This window comes from Pandoraea capi, assembly GCF_902459735.1.
Taxonomy (GTDB): Bacteria; Pseudomonadota; Gammaproteobacteria; order Burkholderiales; family Burkholderiaceae; genus Pandoraea; species Pandoraea capi.
The window spans coordinates 184,072-194,610 of record NZ_CABPRV010000013.1 but is presented as its reverse complement, the minus strand read 5'-3'; the positions used below and the strand labels follow the sequence as shown (position 1 = coordinate 194,610).

The window sequence follows — 10,539 nt, the reverse complement described above, 5'->3', positions numbered from 1 at the left end:
TAGCCGTTCACACGCTTGCGACGCGTCTCCCAGCCATCCATCCACTTGCCGTTATCGTCGTACTTGCCCGGGATGAATACGGCCGGCTCTGGGTTGAGCATGCGCTCTTTGGCCGCAAAGAATTCGTCGCTGGCGACCAGCGCCTGTGCACCCAGACGCGGATCTGCCAGGTTGACGTAACGGCGCACGAATTCCGGTGCGTTCGGGTCTTGCGGGGCGAGGGCCATGCCAACTCCTTGTTACTCGGTATTGTCTGAAACGGTTTCGATACTTCACTGCGCCAGTGACATCGGCACCCGGCGTAATTGTCGTATTCGGCGCGAGCCTTTTAGTCGCGCACGAGATCCTGCAAACGAAAACCGGCGATACGGAAAATCTGACGCAGGCACTCTTCGATTTCATCCGCCCGGCTGTTTTCCAGACGCGTGGCGAAGTTCTCGATGATGCTGCTACGTGTGTGCCCGCGAACCGCCAGGATGTACGGGAAGCCGAACTTCGTCTTGTAGGCGTCGTTCAGTTCGGTCAGGCGCGCAAACTCTTCCGCGCTGCACTGGTCCAGCCCGGCACCGGCCTGCTCGCGTGTCGACTCGGCCGTCAGTTCGCCTCGCACCGCCGCTTTGCCCGCGAGTTCCGGGTGAGCGCAAATCAGTGCGAGTTGCGGGGCTTCGCCAGCATCGATGACCGCCTGACACATGGCGTCGTGCAGCGCGTTGACGGTCGCAAACGGACGATCTTCCCAAGCCGCTTCGGCGACCCACGGGGAATGCTCGAAAATGCCGTCCAGCGCGGCGATGAATTCAGCGCGCGGCAGCGCCGACAACTGGGCGACGGTTCGTTGGGTCATAGGCAACGGGGCATTCATTCACTGCTCTCCTGGAGAACAAAGGTGGCGCCCCGCCACGCGCTACGCGCAGCCCGATGACGCCTGTCGGATTTCAATGTCGAGCTCAGCCACCGTGCCTTCATGGCACGTCTGTCCAAGCGTCGACGGTTTGCGGTTCCTGTCGGACGAACTGTCGATCAGGCCGCCACGAACGGGTGACGTTCCTGCCAGTGGCGCGCTACGTCGATACGTCGGCACACCCACACGCGATCGTGTTTCTCAATGTGATCGAGGAAACGCTGAAGCGCGGCGAAGCGGCCCGGGCGCCCCAACAAACGGCAGTGCATGCCGATCGACAACATCTTCGGCGCTTCATCGCCCTCGGCGTACAGCACGTCGAACGCGTCGCGCAGGTAATGGAAGAAGTGATCCGCCGTATTGAAGCCCTGCGGCGCGGCAAATCGCATGTCGTTGGAATCGAGCGTGTACGGCACGACGAGATGCGGTTTCACGTCGCCATTGCTGGTCTGCACCTGCGTCCAGAACGGCAGGTCGTCGCCATAGTTGTCGGAGTCGTACACGAAACCACCCTGTTCGACCACGAGACGACGCGTGTTCGGGCTGTCGCGGCCGGTGTACCAACCCAGCGGCGCGCTGCCCGTCATTTCCTTGAAGATGTCGATGGCAATGCGCATGTGCTCGCGCTCGGTCGCCTCGTCCATGTTCTGATAGTGAATCCAGCGCCAGCCGTGGCACGCAATCTCATGCCCCAACTCCTGAAACGCTGCCGTCACTTCCGGGTGGCGCTGCATGGCCATCGCCACACCGAACACGGTCAGCGGCAAACCGCGACGCTCGAACTCACGAAGAATGCGCCAGACACCTGCACGCGAACCGTACTCGTAGATGGACTCCATGCTCATGTGGCGCGCCTCGTAAGCGGCGGCGCCAATGATCTCGGACAGGAATTGCTCGGACGCACGATCCCCGTGCAGAACGCAGTTCTCCCCACCTTCTTCGTAATTCAGCACGAACTGCACGGCGATGCGTGCACGTCCCGGCCAGTCGGCAAACGGAACGTGGCGGCCGTAGCCGATAAGGTCGCGGGGGTAATCCTTGGCGTTGGTGCTGTGACTGGCCATGATGTCTTGGCATCCTTCTGATGGCGGAACGATCGAAGCAGTTTAGCCAAATACGGTCGGGCGAGACATAGCCATATTCAGATATTCAGGCTGCGCTTAACGATATAGTCCGCCCGCGCCGACGCCCCCGACACCCGCGCAAGTCGCCGCCGACGCGCGTCGGCACGAACGTCCACCTGAGCGCCGGGTTGCCGCGAATTTCTTTGAAACGCCCGTCAAGCTGCATTCAACGCCCGCAATTCAGCGACTTCTTGCAGAGCAACAAAAAAGCACGCCGGGCATTGGATTCGCCCAGGCGTGCTTCTGTTTACCGCGCTTCCGGCCCTTGAGGGCAGCTCAGCCCACGCTCATGCGCCGAGATAGGGATATCCCGTAAGCGTGAGGGTGACTTGCGCTCCCGACGTCTGCAACCTCGCCTGTCCACCAACAGGTAGCGTCAGCTTGTCCGGGCAATGGCCGAACGGCATTTCGGTGACGATCGGAATGCCGATGACACGGCGCATGCTCTCGATCATGGTCGTCATGTCGTAGCCGTTGTCGTAGTCGCTCACCCGGTACTGCGAGAAATCACCCAGCACCAATGCGCGCTGACGCGCCAGAATCCCCGATTGATGCAACTGGTACAACATGCGCTCGACCCGGTACGGCGGCTCGTTCACGTCTTCGACGAACAACACGCCACCGTCGATCTGCGGCAGGTAGCGGGTGCCGATCAGACTGCACACCATCGCCAGATTGCCACCCCAGAGGGTGCCGGACACGTCGATATCGCCGCTCGCTCCGTCGCCCGCCCACTGAACCGTATGCGTCGGCGAGTGCAGCACCGACTCGAACTGTCCCACCGTGAAATCGCTCAGTGTCTCGGCGCCGAAATCCGCCAGCAACATGGGTCCGGCGAACGTGATCACATGCGACTGCGACAGCAGCGCCAGTTGAATCGCGGTGAAGTCGCTGTGACCGACCATCGCGACCGGTGCATTGCACAGCCGATCATGGAGCGCGCCGTAATTCAGACGGTCAAGCAGATGCACCGCCCCATACCCGCCACGCATCGCCAGGACGATTTCGGGCAGCGGATGGTCGCGCCGCGCGAGATGGTTGATCTCCTCGACACGTTCGTCGTCCGTGCCGGCAAAGCGCAAATAACGTCGCGCCAACGCCTCACGATTGCTCACGGTATAACCGAGACTCTCCAGCGTTGCGACACCGCGCGCGGCAACGTCGGCGTACGGAGCGTAGCCCGAAGGGGCGATCAGTTCGACAAGCTTGGTCTGCGTCAATTGGAAGATTCCGAGGGGGGAACGGAGGACAGGTCTGCGTCAGCGGCATCAGAGGTCGTAGCGGCAGCAGCATTCGCAGCCAGCGATAAACGACGCGCCTTGGCTGCTGCGCGCCGCTCACTAAAAAAGGTCTGAAGCATGCCGACGCACTCGTCGCGCATCACGCCGCCAACGACTTCGGCATGGTGATTCAGACGCGGTTCCGCGAACAGATCGACCACGCTGCCGCAAGCGCCGGTCTTGGGGTCGGCCGCACCGTACACGACACGCTTGATGCGCGCGTGCATGATCGCGCCGGCGCACATTACACACGGCTCCAGCGTCACATACAGTTCGCAGTCGGGAAGACGATAGTTGCCCAATGCCTTTGCCGCCGCGCGCAAGGCCTGCATTTCGGCGTGTGCCGACGGATCGTGGCCACTCACCGGACAGTTGTGTCCGACCGCCACGACCTGCCCGTCGCAGACGACGACCGCACCCACAGGCACTTCGGCCTGCGCCATGGCAGCGCGCGCCTGCTCAAGCGCCAGCCCCATGTAAGCCTCGTCGGTCGCAGGTAAATCTCGATTCATGAAACGTTGACGAAAAGCCGCGGCGCGCCGAACATCCCGACATCTTCCGAGACTCGCCACTCACCGCGCAATTGGCCGAAACCGGCAATGCGCTATTCTCGCACAGCGTCGACTTTCAGCCTTAGCGTTGCCTTTCTTCGGCACGTCCCTCGACACTTCTCCCGGTACTTCCCGAGACACGACATGACTTCGCGTCGGTGCCGCACGAGGGCGCCTCGTCGGTTAATACTCGATGCGTCCATCAGACAACGCTACGGTCACCTCATGTCAAACGCCAAGATCTCAGCCCGAAGCGGCAGCTATCCCGCTGCCGAGGCCTCCCCCTCCGCCCCATCCGCCATTTCCCAACATTCCGGCGCAGCAACACAGAACGCGCCAGCCGCCGCCGGGACAGTATCAGCGCCCACGACGCACGCCGTATCTCCCGTCCTGTCATCACTGGCGCAACGTCCGGCGCCGAGAGCGACGACAGGCGAAGCCAGTGCATCAGCCGACGCAACGCCCTTTCCCAATCGAAATTTTCAGAAGGGCGATCTCGTGTATGGCGTCGAAAAAGGTCTGGACGGCGGGATCGGGCGCAAGCACTACATCGACTACCGTTTTCGGGCCCGCATGACGCCGTGCCGGATCGACGATTTCCGTATCCTGAAGGAAGAACAGTCCCTCGCGCCGAAGATGCCGGCAGACGAAGAGCAGTCCTTCCGGGAGACGCTCCGCACGCATGAGAAGTACTCGAATGCCGTCGGCGGACAGGACAACAGCGCCATTCGTCGAAAAGTCAAAGGTGGGCTGGAGTGGGCAACGCGTGTGGCCGACAAACATGTGCACTTCGTGCTCGACTCACTGGACATCGATGCCGTCGTCAACAAGAACTTCTCCGTCGACGTGCCGTCCGGGTCCAGCGACAATCTCGCACCGGGCGAGACGAAAAACCGCTCGTTCACCGGCGCGGAGCTGCGCTGGCTCTACCGCAACAAGGACGATCCCCGTGTGCAGAAAAACGTCCACTTCTGGATGAATCGCCAGCAAGTGCCGCCACCGTGGCAGGCGTACAAAAAGGAAGAAATGGCGATGACGGACAACGGTCCGGAGTTCAAGACCGAAACCGTCGACGGGGAAAAACTGTGGGGTAATTACGTGCCGAAACGCAAACCCGAGTCACAAGGGTGACGAGGGGCAATCTTGTGATTCATGCCCCGCTTTAGCACCACACCGCCGGGAATCACGAGAATCCCGGCGCACCCCGATTCAGAACGCCGCGCGCGACAGGAAGCTAAGGTCTTCGCGGGCCATCGCCTTGATCTCGTTGCGGGTCGTGAGGATATGTGCTTCGAGCATCGACACCACGGTGGCCACGTCACGTCGCCGGCATGCCGCCAGGATCTCGTAGTGATCGTGCTGCGGCTTCACCTTGCCGGTCGCCTGCGACATCGCAAGATGCGAGTAACGGTCGGTGTTCAGACAATACTCTTCGATCAACATCCGCAGACGACGGTTGTTCGCAGGCGCCGAAAGCGCCAGATGGAAACGTCGGTTGTACTCGGCCCACTCGGAGACAACTTCAGACGCCGAGTAATTGGCGAGAATTTGCTCCATCGCCTGAAAATCGCGCTCTGCCATGTTCGGCACGGCCAGTCTGGCCGCGTGGCATTCCAGCGCTACGCGAATGTCGAGCATGTCGCATAGCTGTTCGAGATTCATGCTCGCCACCGTCGCACCACGGTTCAGATGGTGCGTGACGAGCCCCTCCGCTTCCAGTTGACGTAGCGCTTCCCGAACGGGCACGCGGCTCGAATTGAAACGCTCGGCGAGCGCTTCCTGACGCAATTGAAATCCACCCGGGAGCACGCCACTCAAGATCTCGTCTCGAAGCGTGTCGCGGATGGCCTGATGAAGTGCTTGGGGTCCGGGGGTTCGCATATGGCGCGATTAGAGCATAGTTTTTACCCACATTGCGATTCTGGATCCAATCATCAATAACTGGATCCAATATACGATTATGGATCCAAAATCGCATGATTTCGCTCGTCGCGAAGGGGTTCTATCAGAGAAGACGATAGGGGGCTGAGTGCAACGCGCAGCGAGCAGGAGCGACGCCAGCCCCTTCCCCACGGCGGACTTCTTCGCTCACTTTATCGTCCACCTTGTCGTCCACTTTGTGGCTCGCTTTTCAGCCCGCTTTACGGCCCGTCTAGCGGCGCCCTTCGCCGCTTATTTCCCCGCGCGCGCTTCCGCCAACGCGATGGTCAGATGCGCGACCTTCTTCTTGAGCGCATCGCGTTCGGCGGTCATTGCCTTGAGCTCGCTCGACAGACGGGTCAACTCGTCGGACGGATCGGCGCTCGTATCCCACGGCGGCGTGCCATCGTCGTCCTCGGCAATCTCGTCTTCCTTCTTCTTGCGCGGCTTGACCGGGCGCGCCTCACGCACCGAGCGGGCCAGCTCACGCAGCTCCTGCTTGCCCGCGACCACGGCCGCGACCTGCGCCGCCTGCGGTAGGGTCGACACAGCAGCAGCCGCGTTGATCGACACCTCACCGCGCTTGACGGCGTCCACGAGTTCGGGCGCCGCTGCATTGTGAATCTGTTCGATCTGCCCCAGCGTGTTGCTCGACAGACGCGCCGCGCGGGCCAAGGCGGCCCGCGTGAGCGCCATCGTGTGCGCGGGGATCGACGACTTCGTGGCTTCCCCCGCCGACACCTCATCCGCCACCGGTGTCGCGGCGGCCGCTTGCGCCGGCGCCTCCGGCGTCTCGCGCGCTTCGAGAATCGTCTTCTTGCGCAACGCCAGCACGCCACGCTGGTAGTCAGAGACGCTACGGCGGCCCAGATGGTTGTCGATCATCCACAGATGCACGTCGTCCATCGACTTGAACGACGGGTTTTGCACCGTGCGGAATTCGATGTCGTGCTTGCGGCAGATTTCGTAACGGTTGTGGCCGTCGACCAGCACATCGCCCCACAGGACGAGCGCGTCGCGGCAACCTTCGGCGAGCAGGCTTTGTTCGAGCGCCCCATATTCGTCAGGCGTGAGGGGGTCGATGTACGCCTTGAGTTCTTCGTTGATTTGAACTGTCATGGATTTGTGTGACGACGCCGTCGCGCCCGGCGACGGCATGGGAATTCGTAGCAGGCGACATTATCGCCTGTTCGGCGGGGCGCAAGGGAAATCGACACAGCGCATCGGCATATCGGCATATGCCGACCGGCCGCGACGCGATCAGGACAACACGCCGTGATCCGTGAGAAACGCCTGTATGCGCGCCAGCCGCGCGACCGGGTCGTCGATGCCCAGCAGCGTCTCTTTCTCGTGGGCAGGCAGCGGGAGCAATTCTGCCCAGCGATCGGCCACCCAGCCACACTCGTCGAGACGGTAAGGCGGCGCAAGTGGCAGCTTCGCAGCGCGCGCCGGATCGCGCTGCAACCCCGCGATCAGCTTGCCAAGGGTATCCGCACTGACTTGCAGGGTGTCGGGAATGGCGACGTTGGCGTCGTCAGGCAGCAGGTCCGCCTCCCCCATCCACAAGCCGTATTTCCCAAGCTCGACGGAAGACAGCCGGAACTTCGTCGTGCCTCGGCAGACCAGTTCGAGCAACGCCGGCATCGGCGCGCGCCAGTCTTCGATGCGCGCCATGGTGCCGATCATCGCAGGCTCCTCCACGCTGTCGGGCAGGCGCACCTCGCTGCCCTGTCGCAACACGACAACACCGAACTCCGTGCCATCGGCGAGACATCGTTTGATCATGTCGAGATAGCGCACCTCGAAGATGCGCAAGTGCAACACCCCAGCGGGAAACAAGGCGTTGCCGAGCGGGAAGAGCGGGATCTGGGCCATGCCGTATCATGACATGAAGTCACGTCCGACAAGTAACGGCACCTGCCGCCCCGGACGACGGTTCGCGTCGACCGATCTGCCTTCAGCGCGCGCAAGCCTCGGGCAAGGTCACGGCCTCCTGCTCGAAACGCTCGATCAGAAAATCGAGCAGCGCACGTACGCGCGGCACCATGTAACGCGTGCGATGCCGCACGGCATACACGCCTGCCTCTGTGGCGATGAAATCCGGCAGAAGAATCTTCAACCGTCCGGCCCGGACATCGTCGGCGGCGTCCCACAACGTCTTTCGGACGATACCCCGTCCGTCGAGCGCCCAGCGGCGCGCTATCGTGCCGTCGTTCGTCTCCCAGGCTTGCGCCATCGGCACGGTGAACTGCCAGGTCGCTTCGTCCTTGCGGAAATGAAACTCGTTGAGCGGCCCGGAAGACGTAACCAGCACGATGAACCGATGGGCCGACAACGCCTCAGGGGTCTGCGGTTCGCCGTGACGCGCCAGATAGTCCGGCGACGCACACAGCACGCGGCACATCGGTGCGAGACGACGCGCCACGAGCGTGCCATCCGCCGGTTCGCTGAAGCGGATCGCGAGATCGACATCGTCGTGCACGAGATTGGAGATCGAGTCGGTCAGCGTCAGCGATAGCCGGATGTCCGGATAGCGCGCCACGAATTCGTCGAGCCAGGGGGAAAGCTTGTGCGCCCCGAAATCGGTCGACGCCGACAACCGGATCTTGCCGCGAATTGCTGCGCACCCGGCTTGGAGCGCCGCTTCGCCGTCGTCGATGGCCTGCAACGCGACGAGACAGTGCGAGAGGTAGACGCGCCCTTCCTCCGTCAAGCGCAACTGACGCGTGGTGCGTACGAACAGCCGCGTCTGCAACGACGCCTCCAGCTTCGCCAGCCGGGCGCTCGCCGCCGCGGGCGAGAGCCCCAGCTTGCGCCCCGCCGCAGAAAGACTGCCGAGCGTCGCCGCCGTCGCGAACAAGCGCATGTCACCCAGTTGATCGGTCGCCATTTTCTATCTACATTTGAAAGTTATTCAAATTTTCGACAGATTATCAAAAGCAAGCCGAATCGGCAGACTACCCGGCATCGTCCCCCTCGGGACATTTACGCTCGACGATCGACCATGTCTGCTTCTTCGACTTCCCCCAGTTCTCCCACACCCCCGACTGCCGTCGCACCTCGTGCCGACGCCACCCCCTGGGCCTCGCTGACCGCGTTGATGCTCGCGACCTTCGTAGCGGCGGCCAACGAGACGGTCCCGGCCGGGCTGTTGCCGCAGCTCGCCGACGGTTTTCACATCTCCGAATCCTGGGCGGGCCAGATGGTCACGCTCTGCGCGTTGGGCGCAGGTCTCGGGGCCGTGCCGCTGACCGTGCTGATGCATCGCTGGTCGCGCCGGACGGTGCTGGTCGTTGCGCTGCTCGGCTTCGCCTTGTGCAATGCCGTCACGGCGCTCTCATCGGACTTCACCTTGACGCTCGCCGCCCGCTTCGTGGTGGGTCTGGCGACCGGCGTGGCATGGAGCGAGATCGCGACCTACGCGCGGCGTCTCGTGAGTCCCGAACGTCAGGGACGTGCCCTCGCCTTCGCCATGCTGGGGATTCCGCTGGCGCTTGCCATCGGCGTGCCTGCGGCGACCACGCTCGGTCAACTGATCGGCTGGCGCTCGGTGTTCGGCGGCTTGTCGGCGTTCGCGCTCACGCTCGTGGGCTGGATGCTGCTGATCGTGCCGAACGTCACCATCGCAAGCACCGCAAGCACCGCAAGCAACGGCACCCACCATGGATCCCCCGCTCGCGCTTCCGTCATCGACGTACTCCGCATGCCGGGCGTGCGTCCAGTGCTTGCAGTGGTCATGTTGTGGGTCGTCGCGCACTACACGCTGTACACGTACGTCGCACCGTTCCTCGCGTCCTCCGGCATGAGCGGACGTCTCGCTACGATCCTGTCGGCGTTCGGCATTTCGACGCTCGTCGGCCTCTGGGGGATCGGGCTTTGGGTGGATCGCTGGTTGCGCAGACTCGCGTTGACGGCGCTGGCAACCTTCGCCGCCGTGATCGTGGCCTTCGGGATGTGGCAGGCGTCATGGGCGGTGCTCGCCGTCGGCGCAGTGCTGTGGGGACTGAGTTTCAGCGGCGCACCGACGATCCTCCAGACAGCGCTCGGGAATGCCGCGGGCGAGCATGAGAACGTAGCGCAATCGATGCTCGTGACCGTCTTCAATCTGTCGTTCGCCGCGAGTGGCGTACTCGGAGGCGCCGTGCTGTCAACTTGGGGCGCCGCCGCGCTGCCGCATGTGCTCACGTGGCTGGCGTTAGCGGCGTGGGGGGTAGCGTTCGCCGCCAAACGGCATGGCTTCGCACAACGCCTGCCTCATTGAGACGCACCGCATTACCGACGCGCCTTCCGCATCACGGCGATCGCTGCGACCTGACTCAACCTGCGCTCGTCGTCAGCCGCTCGACGAGCGCTTCCGCTTCTTCACGCGTCGCCACCGCTTCATGCGGAATGCCGAACGCCTTCACTGCGGCCTCCCCCATTGTGCGGATGGCCGCACGTCGCGTCTCGTCCGGCTCGATACTCACCAGCGCCTTGCAGACCGCCGCCAACGCGGACTTGTTGTGCTTGAGCCAGACGGCACGCTGCTTGCGGTCCTCGTGAGTTTCGTCACGCGTCAACTGGTCGTAGACCACCACGAACGGCGCGCCATGCTTCACGAGCGCCACCATCTCCGCCTCCCAGTCGCGGGCGTAGCCCGGCTCGGCGGCCTCCTGATTGAAGGTGACGAACGGGAGTTCGCGGATATCGTGAATCGAGAACAGATTGGGGTCGAGTGGCATGGAATTCGCTCCTTGAGCCGTGAGAACAAACCGAAGAAAAGA

At 62.8% G+C, this 10,539-nt stretch carries 11 protein-coding genes and 1 pseudogene; 2 read left to right on the top strand and 10 right to left on the bottom strand.

Annotated elements, in window-relative coordinates; all coding sequences use genetic code 11:
• The 5 genes and pseudogenes from PCA20602_RS22805 to tadA all read right to left on the bottom strand — a co-directional run.
• Positions 1-227: pseudogene (locus PCA20602_RS22805) on the bottom strand (allantoicase); the annotation flags it as partial.
• A 101-nt stretch (positions 228-328) separates the two neighbouring features.
• Complete coding sequence (gene uraD, locus PCA20602_RS22800) at positions 329-844, bottom strand: 2-oxo-4-hydroxy-4-carboxy-5-ureidoimidazoline decarboxylase (protein ID WP_425495705.1); 516 nt, start codon at positions 842-844, stop codon at positions 329-331.
• 176 nt (positions 845-1,020) lie between these two features.
• Positions 1,021-1,965 carry an allantoinase PuuE gene (gene puuE / locus PCA20602_RS22795; RefSeq protein WP_150723136.1) on the bottom strand — a complete coding sequence of 315 codons (945 nt, stop codon included), beginning with the start codon at positions 1,963-1,965 and terminating at the stop codon, positions 1,021-1,023.
• A gap of 347 nt (positions 1,966-2,312) precedes the next feature.
• A complete protein-coding gene (gene ldcA / locus PCA20602_RS22790) occupies positions 2,313-3,245 on the bottom strand; it encodes a muramoyltetrapeptide carboxypeptidase (RefSeq protein ID WP_150723135.1) in 933 nt (310 codons plus the stop codon).
• Entirely contained in the window at positions 3,242-3,817 is a 576-nt protein-coding gene (gene tadA, locus PCA20602_RS22785; protein ID WP_150723134.1) for a tRNA adenosine(34) deaminase TadA, read from the bottom strand. Before tadA ends, ldcA begins: the two co-directional genes overlap by 4 nt.
• 87 nt (positions 3,818-3,904) lie before the next feature.
• Here tadA and PCA20602_RS25755 point away from each other — a divergent pair, with 87 nt between their 5' ends.
• A complete protein-coding gene (locus tag PCA20602_RS25755) occupies positions 3,905-4,987 on the top strand; it encodes a hypothetical protein (RefSeq protein ID WP_174981487.1) in 1,083 nt (360 codons plus the stop codon).
• Positions 4,988-5,065: 78 nt separating this feature from the next.
• Here PCA20602_RS25755 and PCA20602_RS22775 read toward each other — a convergent pair whose 3' ends face one another.
• The 4 genes from PCA20602_RS22775 to PCA20602_RS22760 all read right to left on the bottom strand — a co-directional run bounded on the left by PCA20602_RS22775 (position 5,066) and on the right by PCA20602_RS22760 (position 8,666).
• The gene (locus tag PCA20602_RS22775; RefSeq protein ID WP_150723132.1) at positions 5,066-5,737 is read right to left on the bottom strand and encodes a GntR family transcriptional regulator; all 672 of its coding nucleotides are present in this window, start codon (positions 5,735-5,737) and stop codon (positions 5,066-5,068) included.
• A gap of 291 nt (positions 5,738-6,028) precedes the next feature.
• A complete protein-coding gene (locus PCA20602_RS22770) occupies positions 6,029-6,895 on the bottom strand; it encodes a ParB N-terminal domain-containing protein (protein ID WP_174981485.1) in 867 nt (288 codons plus the stop codon).
• 141 nt (positions 6,896-7,036) lie between these two features.
• Positions 7,037-7,651 (bottom strand): LON peptidase substrate-binding domain-containing protein, encoded by a 615-nt coding sequence (locus PCA20602_RS22765; RefSeq protein ID WP_150723130.1) that lies wholly within the window; start codon positions 7,649-7,651, stop codon positions 7,037-7,039.
• Positions 7,652-7,733: 82 nt separating this feature from the next.
• A complete protein-coding gene (locus PCA20602_RS22760) occupies positions 7,734-8,666 on the bottom strand; it encodes a LysR family transcriptional regulator (protein WP_150723129.1) in 933 nt (310 codons plus the stop codon).
• A gap of 114 nt (positions 8,667-8,780) precedes the next feature.
• On the opposite strand from PCA20602_RS22760, the gene PCA20602_RS22755 reads away from it, so the two are divergent.
• On the top strand, positions 8,781-10,037 hold the full coding sequence (locus PCA20602_RS22755) for an MFS transporter (RefSeq protein WP_150723128.1): 1,257 nt from the start codon (positions 8,781-8,783) through the stop codon (positions 10,035-10,037).
• Between the two features lie 55 nt (positions 10,038-10,092).
• On the opposite strand, the gene PCA20602_RS22750 is transcribed toward PCA20602_RS22755, so the two are convergent.
• Entirely contained in the window at positions 10,093-10,497 is a 405-nt protein-coding gene (locus PCA20602_RS22750; RefSeq protein ID WP_150723127.1) for a hypothetical protein, read from the bottom strand.
• Positions 10,498-10,539 lie beyond the last annotated feature (42 nt).

What these genes read in the sequence shown, in the direction of transcription:
- tadA (WP_150723134.1), bottom strand. Translation starts at nt 3,817, where the DNA reads ATGAATCGAGATTTACCTGCGACCGACGAGGCTTACATGGGGCTGGCG.
- puuE (WP_150723136.1), bottom strand. Translation starts at nt 1,965, where the DNA reads ATGGCCAGTCACAGCACCAACGCCAAGGATTACCCCCGCGACCTTATC.
- PCA20602_RS22775 (WP_150723132.1), bottom strand. Translation starts at nt 5,737, where the DNA reads ATGCGAACCCCCGGACCCCAAGCACTTCATCAGGCCATCCGCGACACG.
- uraD (WP_425495705.1), bottom strand. Translation starts at nt 844, where the DNA reads ATGACCCAACGAACCGTCGCCCAGTTGTCGGCGCTGCCGCGCGCTGAA.
- PCA20602_RS22750 (WP_150723127.1), bottom strand. Translation starts at nt 10,497, where the DNA reads ATGCCACTCGACCCCAATCTGTTCTCGATTCACGATATCCGCGAACTC.
- PCA20602_RS22755 (WP_150723128.1), top strand. Translation starts at nt 8,781, where the DNA reads ATGTCTGCTTCTTCGACTTCCCCCAGTTCTCCCACACCCCCGACTGCC.
- PCA20602_RS22760 (WP_150723129.1), bottom strand. Translation starts at nt 8,666, where the DNA reads ATGGCGACCGATCAACTGGGTGACATGCGCTTGTTCGCGACGGCGGCG.
- PCA20602_RS25755 (WP_174981487.1), top strand. Translation starts at nt 3,905, where the DNA reads ATGCGCTATTCTCGCACAGCGTCGACTTTCAGCCTTAGCGTTGCCTTT.
- PCA20602_RS22765 (WP_150723130.1), bottom strand. Translation starts at nt 7,651, where the DNA reads ATGGCCCAGATCCCGCTCTTCCCGCTCGGCAACGCCTTGTTTCCCGCT.
- PCA20602_RS22770 (WP_174981485.1), bottom strand. Translation starts at nt 6,895, where the DNA reads ATGACAGTTCAAATCAACGAAGAACTCAAGGCGTACATCGACCCCCTC.